Origin of the sequence: Cucumibacter marinus DSM 18995, from assembly GCF_000429865.1 — a bacterium.
In the GTDB taxonomy this organism is placed as follows: Bacteria; Pseudomonadota; Alphaproteobacteria; order Rhizobiales; family Devosiaceae; genus Cucumibacter; species Cucumibacter marinus.
This window is the reverse complement of the sequence record NZ_AUCR01000001.1, coordinates 290,933-317,012: the sequence shown is the minus strand read 5'-3', so window position 1 is coordinate 317,012 and position 26,080 is coordinate 290,933. Positions and strand designations below refer to the sequence as shown.

The 26,080-nt window shown below is 61.4% G+C and carries 24 protein-coding genes and 1 tRNA gene; 16 read left to right on the top strand and 9 right to left on the bottom strand.

Annotation, left to right across the window (positions count from 1 at the left end; genetic code table 11):
- Positions 1 to 318: 318 nt before the first annotated feature.
- On the bottom strand, positions 319 to 1,575 hold the full coding sequence (tyrS, locus tag G489_RS0101690; RefSeq protein WP_029040054.1) for a tyrosine--tRNA ligase: 1,257 nt from the start codon (positions 1,573 to 1,575) through the stop codon (positions 319 to 321).
- Between the two features lie 89 nt (positions 1,576 to 1,664).
- Positions 1,665 to 2,327, bottom strand: a complete 663-nt coding sequence (locus G489_RS0101685) for an alpha/beta hydrolase (RefSeq protein ID WP_029040053.1) — start codon at positions 2,325 to 2,327, stop codon at positions 1,665 to 1,667.
- A 260-nt stretch (positions 2,328 to 2,587) separates the two neighbouring features.
- Here G489_RS0101685 and G489_RS0101680 point away from each other — a divergent pair, with 260 nt between their 5' ends.
- The 8 genes from G489_RS0101680 to G489_RS0101645 are packed head-to-tail and all read left to right on the top strand — an operon-like array spanning position 2,588 to position 9,864.
- The gene (locus G489_RS0101680) at positions 2,588 to 3,745 is read left to right on the top strand and encodes a cysteine desulfurase family protein (protein ID WP_029040052.1); all 1,158 of its coding nucleotides are present in this window, start codon (positions 2,588 to 2,590) and stop codon (positions 3,743 to 3,745) included.
- A gap of 27 nt (positions 3,746 to 3,772) precedes the next feature.
- Positions 3,773 to 5,242: a Fe-S cluster assembly protein SufB gene (gene sufB, locus G489_RS0101675; protein ID WP_029040051.1), complete on the top strand. Its 1,470-nt coding sequence runs from the start codon at positions 3,773 to 3,775 to the stop codon at positions 5,240 to 5,242.
- On the top strand, positions 5,242 to 5,742 hold the full coding sequence (locus tag G489_RS0101670; protein WP_029040050.1) for a cupin domain-containing protein: 501 nt from the start codon (positions 5,242 to 5,244) through the stop codon (positions 5,740 to 5,742). The genes sufB and G489_RS0101670 overlap by 1 nt, the downstream gene beginning before the upstream one ends.
- Before the next feature lie 36 nt (positions 5,743 to 5,778).
- Positions 5,779 to 6,546, top strand: a complete 768-nt coding sequence (gene sufC, locus G489_RS0101665; RefSeq protein WP_035871156.1) for a Fe-S cluster assembly ATPase SufC — start codon at positions 5,779 to 5,781, stop codon at positions 6,544 to 6,546.
- A gap of 9 nt (positions 6,547 to 6,555) precedes the next feature.
- Positions 6,556 to 7,773: a Fe-S cluster assembly protein SufD gene (sufD, locus tag G489_RS18665; RefSeq protein ID WP_051332195.1), complete on the top strand. Its 1,218-nt coding sequence runs from the start codon at positions 6,556 to 6,558 to the stop codon at positions 7,771 to 7,773.
- Between the two features lie 6 nt (positions 7,774 to 7,779).
- On the top strand, positions 7,780 to 8,997 hold the full coding sequence (locus tag G489_RS0101655; protein WP_029040048.1) for a cysteine desulfurase: 1,218 nt from the start codon (positions 7,780 to 7,782) through the stop codon (positions 8,995 to 8,997).
- Positions 8,998 to 9,049: 52 nt separating this feature from the next.
- Positions 9,050 to 9,469 carry an SUF system Fe-S cluster assembly protein gene (locus tag G489_RS0101650; RefSeq protein ID WP_029040047.1) on the top strand — a complete coding sequence of 140 codons (420 nt, stop codon included), beginning with the start codon at positions 9,050 to 9,052 and terminating at the stop codon, positions 9,467 to 9,469.
- Between the two features lie 2 nt (positions 9,470 to 9,471).
- Positions 9,472 to 9,864 carry a HesB/IscA family protein gene (locus tag G489_RS0101645; protein ID WP_035871154.1) on the top strand — a complete coding sequence of 131 codons (393 nt, stop codon included), beginning with the start codon at positions 9,472 to 9,474 and terminating at the stop codon, positions 9,862 to 9,864.
- 73 nt (positions 9,865 to 9,937) lie between these two features.
- On the opposite strand, the gene G489_RS18660 is transcribed toward G489_RS0101645, so the two are convergent.
- The 3 genes from G489_RS18660 to parE all read right to left on the bottom strand — a co-directional run bounded on the left by G489_RS18660 (position 9,938) and on the right by parE (position 14,936).
- Positions 9,938 to 10,996 (bottom strand): GGDEF domain-containing protein, encoded by a 1,059-nt coding sequence (locus G489_RS18660; RefSeq protein ID WP_162142393.1) that lies wholly within the window; start codon positions 10,994 to 10,996, stop codon positions 9,938 to 9,940.
- A 175-nt stretch (positions 10,997 to 11,171) separates the two neighbouring features.
- A complete protein-coding gene (locus G489_RS0101635; protein WP_035871151.1) occupies positions 11,172 to 12,626 on the bottom strand; it encodes a DEAD/DEAH box helicase in 1,455 nt (484 codons plus the stop codon).
- Positions 12,627 to 12,830: 204 nt separating this feature from the next.
- Positions 12,831 to 14,936 (bottom strand): DNA topoisomerase IV subunit B, encoded by a 2,106-nt coding sequence (gene parE, locus G489_RS0101630; protein ID WP_029040044.1) that lies wholly within the window; start codon positions 14,934 to 14,936, stop codon positions 12,831 to 12,833.
- Between the two features lie 199 nt (positions 14,937 to 15,135).
- On the opposite strand from parE, the gene G489_RS0101625 reads away from it, so the two are divergent.
- Entirely contained in the window at positions 15,136 to 15,549 is a 414-nt protein-coding gene (locus tag G489_RS0101625; RefSeq protein ID WP_029040043.1) for a hypothetical protein, read from the top strand.
- Positions 15,550 to 16,264: 715 nt separating this feature from the next.
- Positions 16,265 to 17,788: an ABC-F family ATP-binding cassette domain-containing protein gene (locus G489_RS0101620; protein WP_029040042.1), complete on the top strand. Its 1,524-nt coding sequence runs from the start codon at positions 16,265 to 16,267 to the stop codon at positions 17,786 to 17,788.
- Positions 17,789 to 17,865: 77 nt separating this feature from the next.
- Here G489_RS0101620 and glnA read toward each other — a convergent pair whose 3' ends face one another.
- Together glnA and G489_RS0101610 are read right to left on the bottom strand one after the other, a co-directional pair.
- Positions 17,866 to 19,275 carry a type I glutamate--ammonia ligase gene (gene glnA, locus G489_RS0101615; RefSeq protein ID WP_029040041.1) on the bottom strand — a complete coding sequence of 470 codons (1,410 nt, stop codon included), beginning with the start codon at positions 19,273 to 19,275 and terminating at the stop codon, positions 17,866 to 17,868.
- Between the two features lie 82 nt (positions 19,276 to 19,357).
- Positions 19,358 to 19,696, bottom strand: a complete 339-nt coding sequence (locus G489_RS0101610) for a P-II family nitrogen regulator (protein WP_029040040.1) — start codon at positions 19,694 to 19,696, stop codon at positions 19,358 to 19,360.
- A 322-nt stretch (positions 19,697 to 20,018) separates the two neighbouring features.
- Here G489_RS0101610 and G489_RS22365 point away from each other — a divergent pair, with 322 nt between their 5' ends.
- From G489_RS22365 to G489_RS0101590, 4 genes are all read left to right on the top strand, one after another.
- Positions 20,019 to 20,162: a hypothetical protein gene (locus tag G489_RS22365; RefSeq protein WP_155889278.1), complete on the top strand. Its 144-nt coding sequence runs from the start codon at positions 20,019 to 20,021 to the stop codon at positions 20,160 to 20,162.
- Positions 20,163 to 20,364: 202 nt separating this feature from the next.
- A tRNA-Leu gene (locus tag G489_RS0101600) sits at positions 20,365 to 20,449 on the top strand.
- Positions 20,450 to 20,491: 42 nt separating this feature from the next.
- Positions 20,492 to 21,925 (top strand): trigger factor, encoded by a 1,434-nt coding sequence (tig, locus tag G489_RS0101595; RefSeq protein WP_029040039.1) that lies wholly within the window; start codon positions 20,492 to 20,494, stop codon positions 21,923 to 21,925.
- 71 nt (positions 21,926 to 21,996) lie between these two features.
- Entirely contained in the window at positions 21,997 to 23,484 is a 1,488-nt protein-coding gene (locus tag G489_RS0101590) for an NAD(P)H-hydrate dehydratase (RefSeq protein ID WP_245578789.1), read from the top strand.
- Positions 23,485 to 23,501: 17 nt separating this feature from the next.
- Here the strand turns inward: G489_RS0101590 and G489_RS21525 are convergent, their stop codons facing one another.
- Both G489_RS21525 and G489_RS0101580 read right to left on the bottom strand, forming a co-directional pair.
- Positions 23,502 to 23,966 carry a TetR-like C-terminal domain-containing protein gene (locus tag G489_RS21525; protein ID WP_245578788.1) on the bottom strand — a complete coding sequence of 155 codons (465 nt, stop codon included), beginning with the start codon at positions 23,964 to 23,966 and terminating at the stop codon, positions 23,502 to 23,504.
- A 124-nt stretch (positions 23,967 to 24,090) separates the two neighbouring features.
- The gene (locus G489_RS0101580; RefSeq protein WP_029040037.1) at positions 24,091 to 24,903 is read right to left on the bottom strand and encodes an alpha/beta fold hydrolase; all 813 of its coding nucleotides are present in this window, start codon (positions 24,901 to 24,903) and stop codon (positions 24,091 to 24,093) included.
- Positions 24,904 to 25,015: 112 nt separating this feature from the next.
- On the opposite strand from G489_RS0101580, the gene G489_RS22885 reads away from it, so the two are divergent.
- Positions 25,016 to 25,276, top strand: a complete 261-nt coding sequence (locus G489_RS22885; RefSeq protein WP_035871144.1) for a winged helix-turn-helix transcriptional regulator — start codon at positions 25,016 to 25,018, stop codon at positions 25,274 to 25,276.
- 144 nt (positions 25,277 to 25,420) lie between these two features.
- Positions 25,421 to 26,053 (top strand): ATP-dependent Clp protease proteolytic subunit, encoded by a 633-nt coding sequence (locus G489_RS0101570; RefSeq protein WP_029040036.1) that lies wholly within the window; start codon positions 25,421 to 25,423, stop codon positions 26,051 to 26,053.
- The last annotated feature ends 27 nt before the right edge of the window (positions 26,054 to 26,080 follow it).

The following is a 26,080-nucleotide window of genomic DNA, read 5'->3' as shown; positions in this document are numbered from 1 at the left end:
CGTCCGGGCTGCCCCGGACACTTCTGGCCTCACGCCGGCGGCCTTGAGCCGGGGCCTCGTCGAGGTGTGAAGGATGGGCCGCACGGCTCAAACCCTCCCCCCAAAGCGGGGAGGGTGGTGAGCGCAGCGAGCCGGGTGGGGGCTTAAGGAAATCCCGGTCCGCCATACGATACGCATACACAGCGTCACCCCCACCCATCCTCCCCCGTCAAGGGGGAGGTGACTTTGGAACCGGCTCAACGTTCTTTATCTCAAGCGACACGGCGCTGGGCACGGTTACAACTTCGCGGCACGGCGGCCGGGACAGCGCGATGGAGGTCAGCCCTGCGGCTTGAGCAGTGCGTGGCGCTTCTTGCCGACCGAGAGCTTTATCACGCCTTCGGGCAGCAGATCGGCTTCGGTGAGGGTGCCGCGATCATCCTCGACGGTCGCATCATTGACCTTGAGCGCGCCGGCCTTGACGTGACGCCGGGCTTCCCCGTTCGAGGCGGCGAGGCCCGCGGTCACGAAGGCGGCCAGAACGCCGATCCCGGCATTGAGCTCGCCCTGCGGGACGGTCGAAGTCGGCAGGCTGAGATCGATCGCGCCCTGCTCGAAAGTGGCGCGGGCCGTCTCGGCTGCTTCTTCCGCAGTGGCACGGCCATGCACCAGCGCGGTCACTTCGGTCGCGAGGATCTTCTTGACCTCGTTGATCTCGCTCCCGGCCAGTTCGGTGAGGCGCGCGATCTCGTCCATGGGCAACACGGTATAGAGCTTGAGGAAGCGCTCGACATCGGCGTCTTCGGTGTTGCGCCAGTACTGCCAGAACTCATAGGCGCTGAGCATGTCCTCGTTGAGCCAGATGGCGCCGCCCACCGTCTTGCCCATCTTCTGGCCGGAGGCGGTGGTCAGGAGCGGCGAGGTGAGGGCATAGAACTGCTTGTCGAGCATGCGGTGCCCGAGCTCGATGCCATTGACGATATTGCCCCACTGGTCCGAGCCGCCCATCTGCAGCACGCAGTCATAGCGGCGGTTGAGTTCGACGAAATCGTAGGCCTGCAGGATCATGTAGTTGAATTCGAGGAAACTGAGCGATTGCTCGCGATCGAGCCTCAGTTTCACCGAATCAAAGGAAAGCATGCGGTTGACGGAGAAATGCCGGCCCACATCGCGCAGGAACTCGACATAGCCGAGATCCATCAGCCAGTCGGCATTGTTGGCCATCACCGCCGGACGCGCGCCATCCTCATAGCTGAGGTATTTCGCGAAGATCTTGCGGATCCCGGAAATGTTCTGGGCGATGTCTTCGGTCGACAAAAGCCTGCGGGCTTCATCTTTGAACGAGGGGTCGCCGATCATCGAGGTGCCCCCGCCCATCAGCGTGACGGCGCGGTTCCCCGTCTGCTGCAGCCAGTGCAGCATCATGATCTGGATGAGCGAACCCACATGTAGCGAGGTCGCCGTGGCGTCGAACCCGATATAGCCGGTGATCGGGCCCTTGGCGCAAAGCGCATCGAGCCCCTCGGGGTCCGAGATCTGGTGAATGAACCCGCGCTCATCGAGCGTGCGCAGGAAATCCGATTTGAACTGTGACATGTGTGAGGAAGGCATGGCTATCGAGCCTTTTCGTTACGCCCATCCGGGGCGCCGAGAAGTGGAAAGGGTGATATGCCGCTTGTTGAGTTTTACCGACCACCGCCTGCGGCAATATCTGCGCGGCGCCGGTCGAGATACTCGCCGCAGCGCTCCACGAGCTCGTCCACCTTGTCCTCGAAGAAGTGGTTCGCGCCCTCAACGAGCTGTTGCTCGATGGTGATGCCTTTCTGGGTCTTGAGCTTGTCGACAAGCTTTTGCACCGATTCAGGCGGCGTCACGCGGTCGCGGTCACCATGAATGATCAGCCCGGACGACGGGCAGGGGGCGAGGAAGGAGAAATCATAAAGGTTCTCCTGGGGCGCCACTGAAATGAAGCCCTCGACCTCGGGCCGGCGCATCAGAAGCTGCATGCCGATCCAGGCGCCGAAGGAAAAGCCGGCGATCCAGCACCCTTTCGACTCGCGATTGAGCGCTTGCAACCAGTCGAGCGCCGCAGCGGCGTCCGAGAGTTCGCCGACGCCATGGTCGAACGTGCCCTGGGACCGGCCAACACCGCGCGAATTGAACCGCAGCACCGAAAAGCCGCGCTCAACGAACATGTAGAACAGGTGATACACGATCTGATTGTTCATCGTGCCCCCGAATTCGGGGTGAGGATGCAAAACGATCGCGACCGGCGCATTGGGTTCCTTGGCCTGCTGGTAGCGGCCTTCGATGCGGCCGGAGGGCCCGTTGAAAATGACTTCAGGCATAAGGTTCTTTGTTCCGTTGTCCCCGGCCCGGTTATCGGGTCTCGCTGGGGGCGTTCAATTCAGGCTCGGATGGGTTGACGAAGCCGCCCGCGCTTCCTAAAAACGAGGAGCAAAATCTAGTTTAGAATAATTCGAAACTGGATTTCATCCGCTCGCCCTGTCTGACAGAGCGCTCTTTTTAGCCAGTGTGCGATCGCTTTTTCAAGGATTGAATGGGTCTGCCGCCAAGGCCCGCGATCACACAACCCCGATAAGACGACATGGAACCCCGCAAGCGCGTCTATCTCGACCATAATGCCTCTGCGCCGCTTCTGCCCGGCGCCCGCACCGCCATGGCCGACGTTCTGGCGCTGACGGGCAACCCCAATTCGGTGCATGCCGAGGGTCGCGCGCTACGCAAGCATATCGAAGACGCGCGCACGGCCATCGCCCGGCTGGCGGGCGCCCAGACCACCCGGGCCGCGTTCACGGGGTCGGCGACCGAAGCCATCACCCAGGCGATTGTCGGCGCGGCGCGGGCGGGGGCAATCGACCGGATCATCACGAGCACCGGGGAGCACAAGGCCGTTCTCAAGGCTGCGGCAGCCGCTGGCGTGCCTGTCAACGAGGTCGCTCTGAGCGCCGATGGCGTGATCGAGACGGCGGCGCTCGGAAAAGTGATCGCGGATGCTGATGTTGCCGGTGAAACGGTTCTGGTCGCGGTGCATTGGGTCAATAACGAGACCGGCGTCATTCAGCCGCTCGACGAGATCGAGGCCCTGCTGGCCGACACCCAGCACTTTCTCTTCGTCGATGCCGTGCAGGCGTTTGGCAAGCTGCCGATGAAATTTGCCGCCTCCCGTATCGATATGGCTGCGGTGTCTGCCCACAAGATCGCCGGTCCGGCCGGTGTTGGCGCGCTGTTCATGAAGGCGCGCTGCGATAAATTCGTGCTCATCCCCGGTGGCGGGCAGGAACAGGGGCGCCGCGGCGGCACCGAAAGTGCCGCGCTGATCGCCGGTTTTGGCAAGGCTGCACAGGACCTTGCCGGTGCATATGACCTCGAAAGGGTATCGGCGCTGACCGATCAGGTGGAACGCCTCATTGAAACCCACGCGCCGGATGCCGAAATATTCGGAAGGCGCGCCCTGCGTCTGGGGACAACGGTCAATTTCGCGGTGCCCGGCCTTGCCAATGCCACCGCAATGATCGGATTTGACCTCGGCGGCGTAGCCCTATCGGCAGGATCGGCCTGCTCGTCGGGCAAGGTTTCCAAGTCCCATGTGCTCAAAGCCATGGGCGTCGCCGACGAAATGGCCCAATGCGCTTTGCGCGTCAGTCTTGGCTGGACCACCACCGAGGCGGATATCGAGTTTTTTGAAAAGGTGCTCGTCGGTATTCTGGCGCAGCGCAAATCCGGCCGCGGCGCGGCCGCGTAACACGGATCGATCGACAAGGAAGTTATTATGCCCGCAGTGCGCGAGACCATCGATCAGGTCAAGGAAATTGACGTCGATAAGTACAAATACGGGTTCGAGACCGCGATCGAGAGCGACAAGGCTCCCAAGGGCCTCGACGAGACCACGGTCCGGTTCATTTCGGCCAAGAAGAACGAGCCCGAATGGCTGCTCGAATGGCGTCTTGAAGCGTTCAAGCGCTGGCAGTCCATGCAGGAGCCGAGCTGGGCGCGCGTCGAGTATCCCAAGATCGACTTCCAGGACCTCTATTACTACTCCGCACCGAAATCGACCGCCGGGCCCAAGAGCCTTGACGAGGTCGATCCCGAATTGCTGGCCACCTATGAAAAGCTCGGCATCCCGCTCAAGGAGCAGGAAGTGCTCGCGGGCGTCGAAGGCGCGCGGGTCGCGGTGGATGCCGTGTTCGATTCCGTGTCGGTGGTCACCACCTTCCGCGAAGAATTGGCCAAGCACGGCATCATCTTCTGCTCGATCTCCGAGGCGGTGAAGGAACATCCCGAGCTCGTGAAGAAATATCTCGGCTCGGTGGTCCCGAGCTCGGACAATTTCTACGCCACGCTCAATTCGGCTGTCTTCTCGGACGGGTCGTTTGTCTATGTGCCCAAGGGCGTGCGCTGCCCGATGGAACTGTCGACCTATTTCCGCATCAACGAAAAGCAGACCGGCCAGTTCGAGCGCACGCTGATCATCGCCGAGGAAGGCTCCTATGTGAGCTATCTCGAAGGCTGCACTGCCCCGATGCGCGACGAAAACCAGCTTCATGCCGCCGTGGTTGAACTGGTGGCGCTCGACGATGCCGAGATCAAATATTCAACGGTCCAGAACTGGTATCCCGGCGACAAGGACGGCAAGGGCGGGGTCTACAACTTCGTCACCAAGCGCGGCGACTGCCGGGGCAAGAACTCCAAGATCTCCTGGACCCAGGTCGAGACCGGGTCGGCAATCACCTGGAAATATCCCAGCTGCATCCTGCGCGGCGACAATTCGCGCGGCGAATTCTATTCCATCGCCATCTCGAATGGTCACCAGCAGATCGACAGCGGCACCAAGATGCTGCATCTGGGCAAGAACACCTCGAGCCGCATCATCTCCAAGGGGATTTCCGCGGGGTTCTCCAACAACACCTATCGCGGCCAGGTCTCGGCCCACCGCAAGGCGGAGAACGCGCGTAATTTTACCCAGTGCGACAGCCTGCTGATCGGCGACAAATGCGGCGCCCACACCGTGCCCTATATCGAAAGCCGGAATTCGACGGCGGTCTTCGAGCATGAGGCGACGACCTCCAAGATCTCGGACGACCAGATGTTTTATTGCCAGCAGCGCGGCCTCTCCGAGGAGGAAGCGGTGGCGCTGATCGTCAACGGCTTCGTGCGTGACGTGCTGCAGCACCTGCCGATGGAATTCATGGTCGAGACCCAGAAGCTGATCGGCATCTCGCTGGAAGGCAGCGTGGGCTGATGACAGATACGCCCGCACCCATCGTCAATATCGACGACCTGCCGCTTGAGGGCATGGAGCAGGGGACCCGTTTCGCCGTTGAAACCGGCGAGATCGGAGTCACGCTCGGCCTGAATGGCCTGGGGGCGATGTTGCATGTGGTGCAGCCGGGCAAGACCGCCTTTCCGTTCCATCGCCATCATGTGTCCGACGAGATGTTCCTGATCCTGTCGGGCACCGGCGAGTACCGGATCGGCAATCAGCATCTGCCGGTCAAGGCGGGGGATTGCCTCGGTGCGCCGGCGGGAGGCGAGGCCCATCAGATCATCAACACCGGCGACGAGCCTCTGCGCTATATCGGCTTCTCGAACAACGCGCAGGCCGACGTCGTCGAATATCCCGATTCCGGCAAGATCAGCGTTAGCGCTGGTCCCGGCACCACCCATTTTGAAAACGCCAGTTTCAGTGGCCGTGGGGTACTGACCCCGGCGGATTACTGGGATGGCGAAGAAACAGAATAAGGCGCCCGTCGCCGAACGCGCATACCGGAGAAACAGATGAGTTCACCCATACTCGAGATCAAAGATCTGCACGCCAAGGTCGAGGACGACGACAAGGAAATCCTCAAGGGTGTCAACCTGACCCTCAATGGCGGCGAAGTGCACGCCATCATGGGCCGCAACGGCTCGGGCAAGTCGACCCTGTCCTACATCCTTGCCGGCAAGGATGGCTATGAGGTGACTGGCGGTCAGGTGCTGTTCAAGGGTGAAGATCTGCTCGAAATGGAACCCGACGAGCGCGCCGTAGCCGGCCTGTTCCTCGCCTTCCAGTACCCGACCGAGATCCCGGGCGTCGCGACCATGACCTTCCTCAAGACCGCGCTCAACGCCCAGCGCAAGGCGCGCGGCGAGAATGAACTGTCGACGCCCGACTTCATGAAGGCGGTGCGCGAAGCGGCCGGCAATCTCGATATCTCATCGGACATGCTCAAGCGGGCCCTCAATGTCGGTTTCTCCGGTGGCGAAAAGAAGCGCGCCGAGATCCTGCAGATGGCGCTCCTGGAGCCGACCCTTTGCGTGCTTGACGAAACCGATTCCGGTCTCGATATCGATGCGCTCAAAACGGTTTCGGATGGCGTCAATTCGCTGCGCTCGCCGGATCGCGCCATGCTCGTGATCACCCACTACCAGCGCCTGTTGAATCACATCGTGCCTGATTATGTGCACGTGTTTGCCGACGGCCGCATCGTTGAAAGCGGCGACCGCGAACTGGCGCTCGAACTCGAACAGAAGGGCTATGCCGCATTCGACGGCAAGGCCGCCTAAGGGGCTTTCATGCAAGACGCAATCAAGCTCTCGCCAGCAGAACAGACGCTGCTGGGCCATCTTCGCGACGCGGGTGACGATGTTGCCGCCCAGCGCTTCGAGCAGTCCGGTCTGCCCAATCGGCGGGTCGAGGAATACCACTATTCCGACCTGAAGATGCTGCTGCGTGCCGTGCCGGAAGCCCGGGCTGCGCTGGTCGAACAACCCGGCACGACCGTCGCCTTTGACGGTGTTGCCCGTATCACCATCGCCAATGGCGCGCTGGTCGCCCCGTCCGGTTTGCCTGAAGGTCTGACCGTGACGATCGAGAAAGCCGGCCCGACGACCGGCAGCGATCCCATGGCGCAGATCAACGCAGCGCTGGCAGGCGAGGCCGTGCGCATCGCCGTGGCGCCCGGTGCCGACGTGACCCTGCACATCGACCGCCGGACCGAAGGCGAGGCCGCCCTGTCCGCCGATCAGGTGGCGATCGAGGTGGGCAAGGGGGCCAAGGCTTTCGTTGTCGAGACCTTTGGTGGGTCCGATGCCGCGCATATGGTCAATGCAGCGACCTCGCTGACGGTAGCGGACGAAGCCAACGCCACCCATGTCCAGATCGACCGGCAGGCGCTGGCGGTGACCCAGTTCGTGAACAACCGTTACGAACTCGGCGCCAACGCCAATCTGCGGACGCTGACGGTGAATACGGGCGCCGGTTTCAACCGCGTCAATGTCTTCGGCCATTTCGGCGGTGGCGACACCCATGCCGATTTCGGCGGGCTCAACCTCCTCGAAGGCAAGCAGCACGCCGATATCACTCTCGACGTGACCCACGCTGTGCCGGATACGACCAGTTCCGAGCTATTCAAATCCGTGTGCAGGGGTGATGCCAAGGGCATCTTCCAGGGCAAGATCAATGTCGCCAAGGATGCCCAGAAGTCCGACGCCAAGATGATGTCGCAGGGCCTTCTGCTCTCCGAAGGCGCCGAGATCCACACCAAGCCGGAACTCGAGATCTTCGCCGACGACGTGATCTGCGGTCATGGCGCGACCTGCGGGGAACTGGACGACAGTGCGCTGTTCTACCTGATGAGCCGCGGCATACCCCGCGTTGAGGCCGAGGCCATGCTCATCCGTGCCTTCCTTGATGAGTTGTTCGACCCGCTCGATAACGAACCGGTCACCGAGTACCTCGAAACCATTGTCGGCGATTGGCTGGCTGCTGCAGCGGCCAGCGAAGGGAAGTAGGCACCTATGCTCGATCTGGCCGCCATCAGGGCCGAGTTCCCGATCCTCGATGAAGAGGTCAACGGGCACCGGCTGGTCTATCTCGACAATGGCGCATCGGCCCAGAAGCCCGAGGCGGTGATCAGCCGTATCGACCGGGCCTACCGGCACGAATACGCCAATGTGCATCGCGGGCTGCATACGCTCTCGAACCGCGCGACCGAAGCCTATGAGGACGCCCGTGAGACCGTGCGGCGGTTCTTCAACGCGCCTTCAGTCGATCAGATCGTCTTCACGCGTTCGGCCACCGAGGCAATCAACCTCGTTTCCCATTCCTTTGCCGGGCCGATGATCGGGGAGGGCGATGAGATCGTCCTCACCATCATGGAGCACCACTCCAACATCGTGCCGTGGCATTTCCTGCGGGAGCGCCAAGGGGCAAAGCTCGTCTGGGTCGATGTGGCTGAGGACGGCAGCTTCGACCTCGAGGCCTTTGAAAAGGCGTTGGGCCCGCGCACGAAGATGGTCGCCGTTGCCCATATGTCGAATGTGCTGGGCACGGTCACCCCGCTCAAGCAGGTGGTCGAGATCGCGCACGCCAAGGGCGTTCCCGTGCTGGCCGACGGCAGTCAGGCCGCTGTGCACATGCCGGTCGATGTCGAGGATCTGGGTGTCGATTTCTATGTCGCCACGGGCCACAAGCTTTACGGCCCCTCGGGAATCGGCGTGCTTTATGCTCGCAAGGAGCACCTCGAGGCCATGCGCCCCTTCAATGGCGGCGGCGAGATGATCGACGTGGTCACTCAAGACAATGTGACCTACAACGCGCCCCCGCATCGCTTCGAAGCGGGCACGCCGCCCATTGTCCAGGCCATCGGGCTGGGCGCAGCGCTGCAATACATGGAGGCCGTGGGGCGCGAAAAGATCGCTGAACACGAGGCCGAGGTCGGCGCATACGCTCAGGAAGAGCTCAAGAAAATCAACGCCCTGCGCCTGATTGGTGAATCAAAAGGCAAAGGTGCGATCTTCTCTTTCGAGATGCAGGGCGCGCATGCTCACGATGTCTCCACCATTCTCGACCGATACGGCGTGGCTGTACGCGCGGGCACCCATTGCGCCATGCCGCTCCTGGAAAGGTTTGGCGTCACCTCTACATGCCGCGCCTCCTTCGCCCTATATAATGGGAAGGATGATGTCGACGCGCTCACCGACGCGATTAAGCGCGCGATGACCTTCTTTGGCTGAACCATTCAGCCCGGCCGAGAAATCGGCTAGACTGGACCAAACGGGAAACGCAATGACTGATACGCCTGAGACCAGTGCAGAGCCCGAAACCGCCCCGGCCACCGAAGTGACCGGCGGCGCGCATCATTTCGACATGTCGGGTGCGGGTGCTATTCCCCAAGCCGAGGTCGAGCGCATTACCGAGGATCTCGTCGGGGCGCTGAAGACCGTCTACGACCCGGAAATTCCGGTCGATATCTACGAACTCGGGCTCATCTACAAGGTCGATCTCGATGACGACCGGACCGTGAAGATCGACATGACCCTGACGGCACCCGGTTGTCCGGTTGCGGGCGAAATGCCCGGCTGGGTCGAAAACGCCGTCCGTACAGTCGAGGGCATCCAGGATGTCGAGGTGCACATGGTGTTCGACCCGCCCTGGTCGCCCGATCGCATGAGCGAGGAAGCGCAAGTCGCGCTGAATTGGTGGTAAAAATGGATTTCAAGGTGATCACCCTGTCAGATCGTGCAGCGGCCCGGATCGCCGAGATCATCGAGCGTTCCGACAAGCCGGTGGCCGGTGTCCGTGTAGGCGTGAAGAACGCCGGCTGTGCGGGCATGGCCTATACGCTCGATTATGTGGCCGAAGCGCCCGAGGGCGACGACCATGTGCGCGAGAAGGGCGTCGACGTCTTTGTCGACCCCAAGGCGACCCTGTTCCTGTTGGGCACGGAAATGGACTACGAGACCGAGAAGCTGCGCTCGGGCTTCGTGTTCAACAATCCCAATCAGACCGGCGCCTGCGGCTGCGGGGAAAGCGTGCAACTGCAAAAGGCGGACCTGGCCGCTCTCGCCAAGGCCCGTGACGAGGTCCAGCCCCAGAGCTGAGCTCTCACAAGCCCACAAATAAAACAGCCGCGCTCTGGCGCGGCTCTTGAAACTTGACGGGTGAGGGACCTGGTCAGGCGACCTGATGCGCCACCGATTTGGGGGTGTGATTAGCCGCCGAGACGACCCGGTTACGACCGGCATGCTTGGCGGCGTAAAGCCGGTCATCGGCCCGTTCGATCAGCTTTGTGACCGGTTCTCCCGGACGCCACTGCGCAACCCCCACGGAAAGCGTGATGCGGCCGAGCTTCTCGTTGGTCGAACGTTTCATCAGTTCCTTGGCCTGTATCGCGAGCCGGACATTTTCGGCAACAGACGCAGCGCCGTCGCACTCGGTCATCGGCAGGATGGCGGCAAATTCCTCACCACCATAGCGCGCGGCGAGATCCCGGCCCTTGATGTTCGATTTGATGGTCATCGCCACAAGCCGCAGCACCTGATCGCCGGTCTGGTGGCCATAGGTGTCGTTGAAGCGCTTGAAGTAGTCGATATCCATCAAGAGCAGCGACAGCGGCGTGCCCTGTTCGGCAGCGATTGAAATCTCGTGGGCGAGGCGATCGTCGAAGCATTTGCGGTTGGCGATCTTGGTCAGCGGATCGAGCATCGATTCGCGCCGCGCATCGTCCAGTTCGCGCTGCAGCTTGAGGATGTCGTCACGCGAGTTCTCGAGCTGGTCTTCGAGCCGGGTATTGGCTTCCTGCATTTGCCGCGTTTCCTGAAGCAGCCGTCCGGCGAGCGCGCGAAGCGTCTCCTGGTCCACCGTTTCGGAAAGATCGCCATGGGCTTCTTCGAGGGAACCGGAGTAATGCGCCGCGGTCGTCATCGCGTCGCGCATCGCATCGGTCACCGAATTGATGTTGGACGACATCTGAGCGGTCACGCTCGAGATGCGGGCCTCAAGATCGGAGCTGTTGAGAAACTCCCGGTACAGGTCCATGACCGCTTCGGGGCTGAGGGCCTTGCCCTCCGCCATCATCGAATTGATCCGTTGATTGAGCTGCTCGTTTATTCCCGAAGCATAGGTGTACCACAGCTCATAGAACTGCGGATATGGCGGTATGTTGGCACGCTCGAGCATGCCCATAGCGGTATTGGCGTAGGCCAACACCCGTCTATACTCGTTGTCCGACACCGTTCTGGCCTTTAGAAATGCATCCTGCCTCAAAAAACATGGTCGCCCCATGGGCTTAATGTCAGCTTAACAAAGCGGCAAATCGACCGGAAATATGCTTGTACGCCGGGGACTTGAGTTCCACACACGTAGAAATACGGATGTGGAAATTACATATCTACTGTAGCGGCTTGGGCTAGCTGGCTTGCCGGACGGGACGCAGCAGGAAGGCCGGAACCTGGTCAGTCTGGCCGAAGGGTTCGTCCTCGTGATTGCGGCCCTTCTTGCGGCCTCGACGGTCCTCGTTGCCCGGGTTCTGGGAGTCCTTGGCGGGTGCCTTGGGCTTCCGCTCGGACTTGGCCGGTGCCTCGCTCTGCGCGGTGGCCGCAACGTCCGTGTTCGGAGTTTCGGTCTCGGCGTCGTTGCGCTTGCGACCGCGGCCACGCCGGGAGCGCGACTTCTCTGCAGTCTTGCCTGAATCGCGGCCTGATTCCGATGCGCCCTCGGTCGGAGCAGACGCGCCGCCCTCGATCCACGGAATATCGCGTTCGATCAGCTTGATGATCGAGTCGAGATACTTCTTGTCCGCCGGGGCAACCAGGGAAATTGAATGGCCGCTGCGGCCGGCACGGCCGGTACGTCCGATACGGTGGACATAGTCCTCGGCATGGGTGGGCACATCGAAGTTGAACACATGGCTCACCGCAGGAATGTCGAGCCCCCGAGCCGCGACGTCACTGGCGACCAGCAGGGTCAGCTCGTCATTGCGGAACTTGTCGAGGGTCGCAGTGCGGCTGGCCTGGTCCATGTCCCCGTGCAGCGCGCCGGCGTCAAAGCCGTGCCGCTCCAACGAGCGGGCGAGGGTGGCTACATCGCGCTTGCGGTTGCAAAAGATGATTGCGTTCTTGAGATCGTCACCAGCGTCGCGGATCAGGCCGCGCAGCGCTTCGCGCTTCTCGAAGGGTTTCGAACCTACCTTCAGGAGCTTCTGGTCGATGGTCTCAGCCGTCGAAGACTGGCGGGCCACCTTGACCTCGACGGGATCGCGCAGAAACTTCTTGGTGAGCTTGCGCACTTCCGGCGGCATGGTGGCCGAGAAGAACAGCGTCTGCCGCCGCGGCGGAAGCAACGAGCAGATCCGCTCGATATCGGGCACGAAGCCCATGTCGAGCATCCGGTCGGCTTCGTCGATGACGAGGATTTCGACACCGGTCAGCAGCAGCCGGCCGCGCTCGAAATGATCAAGCAGGCGGCCCGGCGTCGCGATCAGCACGTCCGCGCCGCGGTCCAGCTTCTTGTTCTGTTCATCGAACGAAACGCCACCGATCAGGAGCGCCACGGTCAGCTTGTGGTTCTTGCCGTACTTCTCGAAGTTCTCATGAACCTGAGCCGCAAGTTCGCGGGTTGGCGCCAGAATCAGCGTCCGTGGCATGCGGGCCCGGGCCCGTCCCCGTTCGAGCAAGTGTAGCATCGGCAACACGAAGGACGCGGTCTTGCCGGTCCCGGTCTGTGCAAGGCCGATAACGTCCTGCTTTTCAAGAATGTGGGGGATTGCCTGACGCTGAATGTCAGTGGGCGTCTCATAGCCGGCGTCGGCAACAGCCGCGATGATTTTGTCGCTAAGACCGAGTGCGGTAAAATTGTCGTTCAAGGGTTCTTCCAGATGGTTCCGTTTGGATCCGTGATTGGACGTTTTGCAAAGTCACGCTTTGCTGCACGTTATGTGTACTGGTGGCCCCGACGCGCGGACCATAGCGCGCCGCGCGCCCAAGTCAATGCGTCGGCTTAAGAAAGCCTTAATATCGCGCTGTCGCGATGAACTTGTGACGCTGCAAGTCCGATAGCCGAGAAGTGATCAGATGTCGATATCGGTCACGAAGGCCGCGTGCTCCTGAATGAACTCGAAGCGTTTTTCCGGCTTGTTGCCCATCAGCCGCTCAATGGCGCTTTTCGTCCCGACATAGTCGTCGACCACACGCACCTGTAACAGGGAGCGGGTTTCAGGTTTCATGGTGGTCTCCTTCAAGTGAGCGAAAGGCATTTCGCCCAGCCCCTTGAAGCGGGTGATCTCGATCTTGCCCCGTCCGTTGAATTCGGTTTCGAGCAACTCGTTCTTGTGCGCATCATCGAGCGCATAGAAAGTCTTGGCCCCTTGCGACAGCCGGTAGAGCGGCGGCACTGCGAGGTAGAGATGGCCGTTATCAATCAGATGCGGCATTTCCTGAAAGAAATAGGTGATCAACAACGAGGCAATATGGGCGCCGTCGACATCCGCATCGGTCATGATGATGATCTTGTCATAGCGCAGATCCTCATCCCGATACCGGTCGCGTGAACCGCAGCCCAGTGCCTGGGCGATATCCGCCAATTGCTGGTTGGCCGCCAGCTTGTCCCGGCTGGCACCGGCCACATTGAGCACCTTGCCACGCAGTGGCAGCACCGCCTGATTGTGGCGGTTGCGCGCCTGCTTGGCGCTGCCGCCCGCCGAGTCACCTTCGACGATGAACAATTCGGCGCCATCCGCCGCGGTCTGCGAACAATCCGCCAGCTTGCCGGGCAGGCGCAGCTTGCGGGTTGCCGACTTGCGGTCGATTTCCTTTTCCTTGCGCCGCCGGATCCGCTCCTCGGCGCGGTCGATCGTCCAATCGAGCAGTTTGCCGGCCTGGTTGGGCGAGGCGGCGAGCCAATGGTCGAACGCGTCGCGCACGGCATTGTCGACAATGCGGGTCGCTTCTCCCGAGGCGAGCTTGTCCTTGGTCTGGCCGACGAACTCCGGTTCGCGCACGAATACCGACAGCATCGCCGCGCAATTGGCGATGATATCCTCCGCCGTGATCATCGCGGCGCGCTTGTTCCCGGTCAGCTCGCCATAGGCCTTGAGGGCCTTCAGCAGTGCCGAACGCAGTCCTGCCTCGTGTGTGCCGCCATCCTGGGTTGGTACGGTGTTGCAGTAGGAGGAAATGAAGTTGTCGCCCAAAGTGAAGGCGATTGCCCATTCAACCGAGCCATTTCTGCCAGCTTCGCCCACACGGCCTGCAAAAATGTCATCAACGATCCTTGGCGCACCCTCGATACGGCCTTCAACATAATCCTTGAGGCCGTCGGGAAAATGGAATTCGGCCTTTGTTGGCGTATCCGAACCATGCAGCAGTTCCTCGTCGCAGCGCCAGCGGATCTCGACGCCCGCGAACAGGTAGGCTTTGGCGCGGGTCATGGCGAACAGGCGCGACGGCACGAAGGCGAGCTTGGGGCCGAAGATCTCGGGATCCGGCTTGAACTTCACCAGCGTACCCCGACGGTTCGAAACCTTGCCCAGGTTCTCGACTTCCGAGGTCTTGTGCCCGCGTGAGAAGGTCTGCCGATAGAGCACCTGTTCGCGCGCGACTTCGATCACGAGGTCCTCGGACAACGCGTTCACCACGCTGACGCCAACCCCGTGCAACCCGCCGGAGGTTTCATAGGCTTTGGAATCGAACTTCCCGCCCGCATGCAGCGTGGTCATGATCACTTCGAGCGTCGATTTGCCCGGGATCTTGGGGTGTTCCTCGACCGGAATGCCACGGCCATTATCGAGCACGGACACATAGCCATCCGCCGTCAGGATCACTTCGATGCGGTTGGCGTGCCCGGCGATCGCCTCGTCCATCGAGTTGTCGATGACTTCTGCGAACAGGTGATGAAAGGCGTTGATGTCCGTGCCACCGACATACATGCCCGGGCGGCGGCGAACCGGCTCAAGCCCTTCGAGCACCTCGATATCGGCTGCGGTGTAGGAACCTTCGGTTGCGCGCGTCGGAGGTGTGACCCGCTTTTTCTCAGGTGAAGTGCGGTTTTCGGGCGGGGCTTCGGCGGCTTGGGCTTCTGCGGCTTGGGGTTTGGCAGGTTCCGGTTTGGCGGTGTCGGGCTTTTGCTGTGGGCGCACATTGCCCAGGCCGCCAAACAAGTCGTCGTTCTGATCCATATCGCCTTTTGGTCCGCTCATCCGAATCGCTCGGGTCGTTGGGGCAGCTTATAGCACGGACCGCCTGTGTTCCGAGGGGTTCGCGCAACATGAATGGAAAATGAATACCCGGTTCGAATTGAGTTCAACCGGCTCGCACTAGGGTCCTCCCATCAACAACGAACGCCACTCGACACAAACTGATTTGAAGGAGAGGACCATGACCCGCCTGAACGCTTTCAAGAAATTCGCCCGTGCCGGTATCGTTGCCGTTGCGCTGACCGGTAGCGCCGCCGCTGTGACCACACCGGCCTACGCCACCAACAACAGCCCCCAGGTTTCGTTTTCGCTTAACTTCGGCAATGGCTACGGCTTCAAGGTGACCAATCATCGCCACCACAAGCGCAGCTGTGCCAGCTACCGCCAGATCCGCTGGGAGTTCCAGCGTCACGGCTACCGCAACATTCACATCCAGGGCGGCCGCGGTCCCTGGGCGATCGTGACGGCGACCAAGCACCGCTGGTCCTACAAGTATCGCGTCAATCGCTGCAATGGCCGCATGCAGTTGATCAACAAGCACCGCGTGAGGAACTGGGGTCATGGCGGTTGGGGCAACGGCCACCGCTGGAACTAAGCGGAAATCCCTGCCGCTTCCTCCAACAACGATCTTTAACCCGGAGCAGAAATGCTCCGGGTTTTCGCATTCCCGATTCGCTTTGTGCCAATTCGGGAATCGCTTTCCACCAATTGGCAACCTTCCATCAGCTTTTTCTTAAGCATGCTGGCCTAGAGTGAGGGGCATACGGTCATGAGTATGGAGTTGCCGTATGTCTGTCGCGACACACCAGCGTAGAGCAGAAGCTCATGGAGTGGCTGCGGCAATCCCTTTTCCGTGGTGGCGTCGAGCCGGATTGAAGAGTTTCGCGTACCGGCTCGCCCATCTGCGGATGTCGAAAACCATCGTCATAACCGGCATGGCTTTCGTCTTTTTCCTCGCCTGAATTCCCATCCGATTTGCGACCTTCAACCGCGCTTGCCCGCCTTGGGCTGCCTCGGTAATATCTGGTTCTGTTCGACCGTTTCAGAATTGAAGCGTCGCAACACAAGCCGGACAAACACAATTCGGGAAGGAGGGCTGCATGACATACTCGGTCGACCACTATCGACAACGCGGTCCTGTTTCCGCCCTGCGGCATCCTTTGTCTGCAGGGCTGGCCACCGCGGTCTGAAACGCAGGTTTCTATTTCCCCGTCTGCCAGTCGTGTGATTTCCCGGGCCTGTCCCGGGACCAACAAGCGAGCTTTGCCGCGTGAAGCGCCGCTCGCACCGGAAACGACCGGAGACGAAAAATGAGTATCCTCACCCTTCAAGACGCTGGTCTGCTTGCAGTCGAACCGCTTTTTCGCGGGCTCGACCTTTCTCTTGATGCGCGCGACCGCATCGGCCTTGTGGCCGGCAATGGCAGCGGCAAGACCTCGCTCATGCGCTGCATGCTCGGCGAGATGGAGCTTTCCGAAGGCAATCTGACCCGCGCCCGCGGGCTCAAGATTGCCGTGGTGCCGCAGGATGTGCCCGAGGAACTGCGTGAGCTGACGCTTAACGACGCCGTATTGTCGGCACTGCCGGAGGCGGAGCGCGACTATGAGAGCTGGCGCGTCGATGTGGTGCTCGATGAGTTCGCCGCGCCTCAGGAGATGCGGGACCGCCCGCTGAGCCAGCTGAGCGGGGGCTGGCAGCGTGTTGCGCTGATTGCACGGGCCTGGGTAACGGAACCGGACCTGTTGATGCTCGACGAGCCGACCAACCATCTCGACCTCGAAAAACGCCTGCTGCTCGAGCGCTGGCTGCTCGACAAGTCGCGTGATGCGGCGATGGTCGTCGCCAGCCATGACCGAGCCTTTCTCGATGCCACCACCAATCGCACCCTGTTCCTGAGACCCTCGGCCAGCCGGGTGTTTCCGCTGCCCTACACCAAGGCCCGGGCGGCGCTGGAGGAGAGCGATGAAGCGGCGAAACGCGAGCAGGAGAACCAGCTCAAGGAGGCCGCAAGGCTGCGCCGCAACGCTGCCAAGCTGAAAAACATAGGTGTAAATTCAGGCAGCGATCTTCTGACCACCAAGGCCAAACAGCTCAAGGCGCGCGCCGCCGATATCGAGGAGGCGCAAAAGGAGCTTCACAAGGATCGGACCGCAGCCATTCAGCTGTCGAACTCGGGCACCCATGCCAAGGTGCTGGTGGCGCTCGAGGACGTTCAGGTAACCACCCCGGACGGGTCGCTCCTGTTCCACACGGGCAAGCAGCACATCTTCCAGGGCGACCGGATCGTGCTGCTGGGGCCGAACGGGACCGGCAAATCGGTGTTTGTCCGAATGTTGCGGGACGTCATCGAAGACCGCAGCACGGTGAAGGGTATCCGCGCGACGCCCTCCATTGGGCTGGGCTATGCCGACCAGTCCCTTGACCACATCCCGGACGACCAGACGCCGCTCGCCTATATCACCCGCAATTTCGATGTCGGCGACACGCGGGCGAGGGCGCTGCTGGCGGGAGCCGGCTTTGCCCATGAATTCCAGTCCCGCCCGATCAAGGTGATGTCCTGGGGACAGAAATCGCGATTGGGACTTCTGGGGCTGAGGCTCGCGGAGCCGAACTTCTATCTGCTCGATGAGCCGACCAACCATATCGACATTCCCGGGCAGGACGACCTGGCAGCGGAGATCAAGGATCGGGGCGCGACCTGTTTCCTGGTCTCGCACGACCGGCAATTCGTGCGCGATGTCGGCACGCGGTTCTGGGTGGTCGAAAAGGGCAGGGTCGTCGAGGCCGACGATCCCGAAGCCTTCTTTGCGAGCCAGGGCGAGTTGGTCGCCTAGCCTTATGGAAAAAGGGCCCCTCGAAAGGGGCCCAGTTCCGTCTCACAGAGATTGGCGCGATGCGCCATATTTCGCCCTTAGGCGGAATAGTACATGGCAAATTCGACCGGGTGCGGGGTGTGCTCGAACCGGATCACGTCTTCCATCTTAAGGTCGATATAGGCGTTGATCTGGTCGTCGTCGAACACGCCACCGGCCTTGAGGAAGTCGCGGTCGGCATCGAGGGCCTCCAGCGCTTCACGCAACGAAGCGGCCACGGTCGGGATGTCCTTGAGTTCCTCGGCGGGAAGCTCGTAGAGATCCTTGTCCATCGGATCGCCCGGGTGGATCTTGTTCTTGATGCCGTCCATGCCGGCCATCAGCATCGCGGCGAAGGCGAGATAGGGATTCGCCATCGGATCCGGGAAGCGGATTTCCACGCGCTTGGACTTCGGCGAGGACGAAACCGGAATACGGCAGGAAGCCGAACGGTTACGGGCCGAATAGGCCAGCAGCACCGGCGCCTCGAAGCCCGGGACCAGACGCTTGTAGGAGTTGGTCGAGGGGTTGGAGAACGCGTTGATCGCGCGGGCGTGCTTGATGATACCGCCGATATAGTAGAGGCAATCCTCGCTCAGACCGGCATATTCGTCACCGGCGAAAAGCGGCTTGCCATCGCGCCAGATCGACTGGTGGCAGTGCATGCCCGAACCATTGTCGCCATAAACCGGCTTCGGCATGAAGGTCGCGGTCTTGCCATAGGCCTGGGCGACCTGGTGCACGGCATATTTGTACTTCTGCACATCGTCCGCGCTTTCGATCATCGGCTTGAACTTGATGCCGAGTTCGTGCTGGGCGGAGCCGACTTCGTGGTGGTGCTTTTCGACGGTGACGCCCATGCCCGAAAGAACGGTGAGCATTTCCGAACGGATGTCCTGGGCGCTGTCGAGCGGCGGCACGGGGAAGTAGCCACCCTTCTGCGGGATGTGGTGACCAAGGTTGCCGCCTTCATATTCGGCGTCGGTATTGGTCGGCAGTTCGCTGTGATCGAGCTTGAACCCGGTGTTGTAGGGGCTCGAGGCGTAACGCACATCATCGAAAAGGAAGAATTCGGGCTCGGGACCGAACACCACGCTGTCGCCGACGCCGGACGACTTGACGAAGGCTTCGGCCTTCTTGGCGGTCGTGCGCGGATCGCGGTTGTAGCTTTCGAACGTGCCCGGCTCGAGGATGTCGCAGACAACCGCCAGGGTGGTCTGGCCGAAGAACGGATCGACATAAACCGACGACGCGTCGGGCATCAGCACCATGTCGGACTCGTTGATGGCCTTCCAGCCGGCAATCGAGGAACCGTCGAACAGCACGCCTTCTTCGAAGGTTTCCTCTTCGATGGTCGAGGAATCGACCGTTACGTGCTGCAGCTTGCCGCGCGGGTCGGTGAACCGCAAATCGACGAACTGGATGTCTTCGTCCTTGAGCTTCTTAATAAAATCGTCTGCAGCGCTCATAGTTTCCTCTTGCTTGCTGAGATGTGTTGGCCGTTCGGCCAGATCGGTTTGACGGGTAGGGGCCCCCTGTTGGGCCGCCGGTTCAGATCGCTTCGTCGCCGGTTTCACCGGTACGGATGCGAATGGCTTGCTCGATCGGGTAGACGAAAATCTTGCCGTCCCCGATGCGGCCGGTCTGGGCCGCGGTGCGGATCGCTTCGATGGCCTTGTCGACCATGTCGTCGGAGACAACGAGTTCGACCTTCACCTTGGGCAGGAAGTCGACGACGTATTCGGCGCCCCGATACAGTTCGGTATGCCCTTTTTGCCGCCCGAAGCCTTTGGCCTCGGTGACCGTGATCCCCTGCAGCCCGACTTCCTGAAGCGCTTCTTTCACTTCATCGAGCTTGAAGGGTTTGACGATCGCCTCGATTTTCTTCAACGCCGCTCTCCCATATTCCGGTCCCCTGTCGGGGTGTGTGCATCTGCGACGTTATTTGCATGTGCCGTGCCAGTTTTGGCGCGCCCGAAAGTGGCGCAAAAACAAGCAGTTGCGGGTGGTGTGATTATCGAACCGCCAATGACAAGCCGCTGCCTGCCCATATTGAGGGCGGTTTGCACAAAAAATAGGCAATCGCTTGGACGCGGCAGCGTGCGATTGGTAATTCACCGGGTTTTTAAGAGCAACAACAGTGTGTTGCGCTTCTCGGGGGGATTGTCTATGAGCCGCCATCGCATTGCATGCACAATGGAGGGGATGCCGGGTGCAAAAACGCGCGACACGGTCGGAGATCAAGGAACTGCAAGCGGCCATCAGCCGGACTGAGCGCCGCATTCTCTATAATATAGCCTTTATGGCCGTCGCCGCATTCGTGCTGGTTGCCGCCTTCCTGATCCCACTCGCCTAGAGCGCCGGCGCCTCCGGCGCAAGGACGGTTGAAACCAAGCTTTTGACTGTACGCGAAACTTGATATAGACCGGCGCCGACTTCGCCAACGGCGTTGGCCGGAGGGCCGTCGGGTATTGCCGGCGCCACACCGGCAACCCGGGCACAGATCGCACCGTCCGGGCCACCCGAAAAGGGGCCGGAAGGGGCGGTCAATGTCCAATGCGGGTGTGGTGGAATTGGTAGACACGCGAGATTTAGGTTCTCGTGCCGCAAGGCGTGGGGGTTCAAGTCCCTCCACCCGCACCAGGGCCGGGCGGAAACGAATGTGGAAACGAACGGATTAACGTCATGCAGGTGACCGAGACCCTCAATGAAGGGTTGAAACGCAAACTCGATCTCTCGATCCCGGCAACCGAGCTGAGCGAACAGCTCGACGCCAAGCTGAACGAACTCAAGGACCGGGTGCAGCTCAAGGGCTTCCGTCCGGGCAAGGTTCCGTTCGCGCACCTCAAGAAGGTCTATGGCCGCGCTGCCATGTCCGAAGTGATGCAGGAAGCCATCAATTCGGGCGTGCAAAAGACCCTCGACGAACGCGAGGAACGTGCCGCGCTGCAGCCGCAGATCGATCTTCCCGAGGATCAGGAAAACATCAACAAGGTGTTCGACGGGGATGCCGATCTGGCCTTCACCGTCACCTATGAGGTGCTGCCCGAGATCGAGCTGATGGACTTCAAGAAGATTTCTGTCTCCCGACCGGTGATCGAGGTCCCCGAGGAAGAGATCCAGGAACAGCTCGACCGCGTGGTTGAATCGAACACGCCCTACGAAGCGGCGCCGGAAGGCACCAAGGCCGAGAACGGCCACCGGGTGATGATGAACTTCCTCGGCAAGATCGACGGCGAACCCTTCGACGGCGGCAAGGCCGAGAACACCCCGATCGTTCTGGGGTCCGGCCAGTTCATTCCCGGTTTCGAAGAGCAGATCATCGGCGTCAAGGCCGGCGAGAACAAGACCATCGAAGTGACCTTCCCGGACGATTACCGGGCCGAGCACCTGGCCGGCAAGACCGCCCAGTTTGATGTTGAAGTGCTGAGCGTCGAAGTGCCGGGCAAGGTCGAGGTCAATGACGAGTTCGCCCAGCAGCTCGGCGTTGAATCGGTCGAAAAGCTGCGCGAAGCCATCCGTGACAGCATCCAGAGCGAATATGACAAGCTGACCGAGCGCCGCGTGAAGCGCCTTGTGCTCGACGCGCTTGACGATGCCCACAAGTTCGACGTGCCCGAGCAACTGGTCGAGCAGGAGTTCAACTCGATCTGGGAACGCGTGAAGCACGAAATCGAGCATCACGGCCGTTCGTTCGAGGATGAAGGCACCACTGAGGAAGACGCCCGCAAGGACTATCAGCGCATTGCCGAACGCCGCGTGCGGCTTGGGCTCGTTGTCGCCGAGATCGGTTCGAAGAACGAGATCCAGGTCACTGAAGACGAGCACAAGCAGGCCCTGATGGCGGAAGTCCAGCGCTTCCCCGGCCAGGAGCAGGAAGTCTACGACTATTATTTGAAGAACCAGAATGCGCTGCAATCGCTGCGCGCGCCGATCTTTGAATCCAAGGTCATCGCCTTTGTCACCGAACTCGCCGATGTGAAGGACGAGACGGTCACCAAGGACGAACTGATCAAGATGGTCGAGGAAGACAATGAGGACGAGGTGCCCGAGGCCCATGTCCATCATGACCACCACGATCACGATCACGATGATCACGATCACGACCACGACCACTAAGGGTCGCTACGTCACGAACAAGAGGCCGCCTTTCGGGGCGGCCTTTTTTGTGGTCTATTCCATCGAACCCAATGCGACGTAAGCCTATGCCTTTCCTTGAGCTTTTAACGCCCGAAGAAATGGGCCGCGCAGATGCCTACGCGGTCGAGAACGGCGTGCCGTCCATGACCCTGATGGAAAACGCCGGTGCGGCGGTCGTCGACGCGGTCATGGCGCACTTTCCGCGTCAGCGGGTGATCATCCTGTGCGGGCCGGGCAATAATGGAGGTGACGGGTTTGCCGTCGCCGCCATGCTGCGCGAACTCGGCTGGTCGGTGCGGCTGGGGCTGTTCGGTTCGGCGGATAAGCTCAAGGGCGACGCGGCTGCGATGGCGGAGCGCTGGCGCGGTGATATCGAAGACGCCAGAGCGCTTTCATTCGACGATGCCGACCTCATTATCGATGCTCTGCTCGGAGCAGGGCTCGACCGCGATATCACCGGTGACCTTGCGGCGCTTGTCGAGCGGATCAACACAGCAAAAGCGCCGGTTGTCGGCATCGACGTGCCCACCGGCATCGACGGGGCCACGGGGCTGATCCGGGGCACAGCTGTCAATGCCGATCTGACAGTAACGTTTTTCAGGAAGAAGCCCGGGCATCTGCTCTACCCCGGGCGGCACAATTGCGGCGTCCTTCAATTGGGCGATATCGGCATTCCGGGCGAGGCGGTGGATGCGATTGGGCCCAGGACATTTGAGAACGGGCCAGCGCTGTGGACCCTGCCGCGCCGCGAGGCTGAAGGCCACAAATATGCGGCCGGGCATGCCGCCATATTGTCTGGCGGGCCACTCAAGACCGGCGCGACGCGGCTCGCCGCACGCGCAGCGCTTCGCGCCGGGGCAGGGCTTGTGACCCTGATCGGGAGTGAGGATGCACTGCGGGTTCATGCCGCCCATGTCACGGCGGTCATGCTCTCTATCGTCGATGACGCCGAGGCGTTGCGGGGCTTCTTCGCCGACAAACGGCACAACACGCTGGTTCTGGGCCCCGCTTTGGGGCTGGACCGCAAGGCGCGCGCCCTGACCCAAACCACGCTCGGACTGGACGCTGCGCTCGTGCTGGACGCTGATGCGATCACCAATCTTGCTGATGATCCCGACGCCGCGCTGGCACGGTTGATGAACCGCAAATCCGGCACGGTCCTGACCCCGCATGACGGCGAGTTTGCGCGGCTGTTTCCGGATATCTCGGGCGACCGCCTCAGCCGGGCGCGCGAAGCGGCGGCGCAAACCGGCTGCGTCGTGCTGCTCAAGGGGGCGGATACGGTCATCGCATCGCCTGACGGGCGAGCGGCGATCAACGCCAACGCCCCGCCAAGTCTTGCAACGGCCGGGGCTGGCGACGTACTCGCCGGGATCATTGGCGGGTTGCTGTCGCAAGGCATGGACGCCTGGGAAGCGGCCTGCGCTGCGGCCTGGCTGCACGGCGCAGCGGCCCAGGTGTTTGGCCGACCGGGCCTCATCGCCGAGGACCTGCCCGACTGCCTGCCGGCCGCATGGGCGCAGATAGACGCGCGTTGAGCTGACGCTGCCCGCTCTCAGGCCGGGGCGTTTTGGCTGCTCTGTTCGCCGGTGACGCCTGCGATCAGCCGGTCCACGAGCCATTCGAAACTGTCTCCGGTATTCACCCCCAACTGGAATTGCCCACTGGTCTCGAGCAGCACAAACCCATGCAAGGCGGATCGCAGCGTGCGCATGGCATGGACACGATCGCCCTCTGCAACACCCAGCGCGCCAAGAGGCGCGCTCAGCGCCGCCAATATCCCCGAGAGAATCTCGGCGGCATCCAGGTCGGCGTGGTCGGGTTCGACCCGGGCCATGTGCACATAGAGACTGTCGTTCTCATTGGCCCAGTCCCGGACTTGATAGGCGATGGCGATGAGCTGGTCGCGGGGGGCCGTGACACCCTCAAGTCTGGCCTGTAATGCCGTCAGAAACTGGCGGTTGGCTTCGAGCGCCACGAGCCGCGCCAGCGCCTCACCAGACGCAACATGATTATACATTGAGGCCGGTTTGATCTTCAGTTCTGCTGCGACCCGAGAAATCCCGAGGGCGTCCGGCCCCTCGGTCTCAACCACTCGGACCGCAGCCGCAACGACATCGCCGACACTCAAAGACGGCCCGTGTCTACGCCCCACGACCGATGGCCTTCCCAATGAAGTTATCTATGGCCGCGGCGGTGGCTTCGGGTTGTTCGATCTGCGGATAGTGGCCGGCGGCCGGGATCATCACCACCGAATTCTGGCCACCCAGCAGCCCGGCCTGACGCTGCGCCTCCGCCTGGGGGTCTTTAAAATCCGGATCCTTCTCGCCCATTGCGATCAGGGCCGGCACCTTGACCTCACCGAGCCGTGCCGCAATGCCGGATTTTGAAGCGCACATCATCGTGCGAAGGGCGCGCAGCCGAGCCGGTTCGCGAAAATTCTGCGCGATTTCGGCCTGGTTTTGCGCCATATCCGCCGGGGACGTGGCGAACAGCGTCTTGCGGTACCGGCTCCACGCTGCCTGACCCCAGGGCTGTGCAAACATCAGACCGAGCATCGGACGGATCAGGGCAAATTTCGGCGGATCGCTGACAAAACCGCAAAGCGACACAATTCGTCCGACCCGCGGTGAGTGGAACGCGGCATGAACCGCGGAAGCCGCACCAATCGAATTGCCGACGACCGTGACATCATCGAGATTCTTCTCGTTGAGGAACGCAACGACGTCATCCCCGATGTCTTCGCTCGTATAGCTCTCAAACCCGGTCGCGGAATCGCCATGCCCCCTGAGGTCCATCGCGTAGACCCTGCATCCCGCCTTCGCGAGCAGAGGGGCAAGGCGCCGATAACTTGAGCGGGTGTCTCCGATGCCCGGCAGCGCCACGACAACCCGGTCGCCCGTCCCGACTGTCTCGTAAGCGATGCCGTTTTGTGTCCGCTCGATTGTTCCGTCCATCCGACTGCGTCTCCAATAACCGATGCAACGGATAAACTAATAGTATTAGTTTGATGGGATTTCAAGGTGTGATAGCGAGCGGATCAAGGGCCGGTGCGCTGGCGCCCGTCGCGTGGTCGATCACGTCAAGCCAGTTTCCGCCCGGTTGCCGGCGGATTTGTTCGGCGGAACTGGCGGCCCGATTGTCCGGGATCACGCCAAAGGTGCTGGCCGAGCGTCTGACGGGCTCGAGAGAAGGGGGCTCGTGGCGCGCCGTCCGACACCCGCCTTTCCGCGCGGCGTCTATTATTCCCTGACCCCGGCAGGGCGGTCACTGACCCTTGTTCTCGACAATCTCGAGCTCTGGTCGAAGGGCTTCAACCCGCCGGAATGAGCGCTACGCATGCCTCATTCACCTTCTGCTGCACCGCCTGTTGAAGCCGGGGCGGGGCGTACCTATCTTGACTTTACCCCTCTTTAAGGCCGCATCGTCTCAGATCGGCTGACCCGCGAATCGATTCCCCAAAAGGACGGCGAAATGAAAGATCCCGTAGACCTGTATATGAACACGCTCGTTCCGACGGTGATCGAGCAAACCAACCGTGGCGAACGGGCATTCGACATCTATTCCCGCCTCCTCAAGGAGCGCATCATCTTCGTGACCGGCCCGATCGAGGACTACACGGCCTCGCTCGTTGTGGCACAGCTTCTGTTTCTCGAAGCGGAGAACCCGAAGAAGGAAATCGCCATGTACATCAACTCGCCCGGCGGCGTCGTGACGGCCGGCCTGTCGATGTACGACACCATGCAGTTCATCAAACCCGCCATCGCCACCCTGTGCGTGGGGCAGGCTGCCTCCATGGGATCGCTGCTGCTCGCCGGCGGTGAAAAGGGCATGCGCGGTGCGCTGCCGAATGCCTCGATCATGGTGCACCAGCCCTCCGGCGGCTATCAGGGCCAGGCCACCGATATCCTGATCCACGCCCAGTACACCGAGAAGCTGAAGCGCCGGCTGAACGAGATCTATGTCCACCACACTGGGCAGGATTACGAGACCATCGAAAACGCGCTCGAGCGCGACAACTTCATGTCGGTCGAAGACGCCAAGGATTTCGGCCTGATCGACGAAATATACCAGAAGCGCCCTGATGCACCTGGCGCCAAGGACTGACGACACCCATCCGTCCGGCCTGCCGCT

Excerpts from the sequence above, each read along its gene's own strand:
- G489_RS0101590 (WP_245578789.1), top strand. The coding sequence starts at position 21,997 with ATGCGACGTAAGCCTATGCCTTTCCTTGAGCTTTTAACGCCCGAAGAA.
- G489_RS0101650 (WP_029040047.1), top strand. The coding sequence starts at position 9,050 with ATGACTGATACGCCTGAGACCAGTGCAGAGCCCGAAACCGCCCCGGCC.
- G489_RS0101570 (WP_029040036.1), top strand. The coding sequence starts at position 25,421 with ATGAAAGATCCCGTAGACCTGTATATGAACACGCTCGTTCCGACGGTG.
- G489_RS21525 (WP_245578788.1), bottom strand. The coding sequence starts at position 23,966 with ATGTATAATCATGTTGCGTCTGGTGAGGCGCTGGCGCGGCTCGTGGCG.
- G489_RS0101655 (WP_029040048.1), top strand. The coding sequence starts at position 7,780 with ATGCTCGATCTGGCCGCCATCAGGGCCGAGTTCCCGATCCTCGATGAA.
- G489_RS0101680 (WP_029040052.1), top strand. The coding sequence starts at position 2,588 with ATGGAACCCCGCAAGCGCGTCTATCTCGACCATAATGCCTCTGCGCCG.
- parE (WP_029040044.1), bottom strand. The coding sequence starts at position 14,936 with ATGGATCAGAACGACGACTTGTTTGGCGGCCTGGGCAATGTGCGCCCA.
- G489_RS0101685 (WP_029040053.1), bottom strand. The coding sequence starts at position 2,327 with ATGCCTGAAGTCATTTTCAACGGGCCCTCCGGCCGCATCGAAGGCCGC.
- glnA (WP_029040041.1), bottom strand. The coding sequence starts at position 19,275 with ATGAGCGCTGCAGACGATTTTATTAAGAAGCTCAAGGACGAAGACATC.
- G489_RS0101645 (WP_035871154.1), top strand. The coding sequence starts at position 9,472 with ATGGATTTCAAGGTGATCACCCTGTCAGATCGTGCAGCGGCCCGGATC.
- G489_RS0101625 (WP_029040043.1), top strand. The coding sequence starts at position 15,136 with ATGACCCGCCTGAACGCTTTCAAGAAATTCGCCCGTGCCGGTATCGTT.
- sufC (WP_035871156.1), top strand. The coding sequence starts at position 5,779 with ATGAGTTCACCCATACTCGAGATCAAAGATCTGCACGCCAAGGTCGAG.
- sufD (WP_051332195.1), top strand. The coding sequence starts at position 6,556 with ATGCAAGACGCAATCAAGCTCTCGCCAGCAGAACAGACGCTGCTGGGC.
- G489_RS0101620 (WP_029040042.1), top strand. The coding sequence starts at position 16,265 with ATGAGTATCCTCACCCTTCAAGACGCTGGTCTGCTTGCAGTCGAACCG.
- tig (WP_029040039.1), top strand. The coding sequence starts at position 20,492 with ATGCAGGTGACCGAGACCCTCAATGAAGGGTTGAAACGCAAACTCGAT.
- G489_RS0101580 (WP_029040037.1), bottom strand. The coding sequence starts at position 24,903 with ATGGACGGAACAATCGAGCGGACACAAAACGGCATCGCTTACGAGACA.
- sufB (WP_029040051.1), top strand. The coding sequence starts at position 3,773 with ATGCCCGCAGTGCGCGAGACCATCGATCAGGTCAAGGAAATTGACGTC.
- G489_RS0101670 (WP_029040050.1), top strand. The coding sequence starts at position 5,242 with ATGACAGATACGCCCGCACCCATCGTCAATATCGACGACCTGCCGCTT.
- tyrS (WP_029040054.1), bottom strand. The coding sequence starts at position 1,575 with ATGTCACAGTTCAAATCGGATTTCCTGCGCACGCTCGATGAGCGCGGG.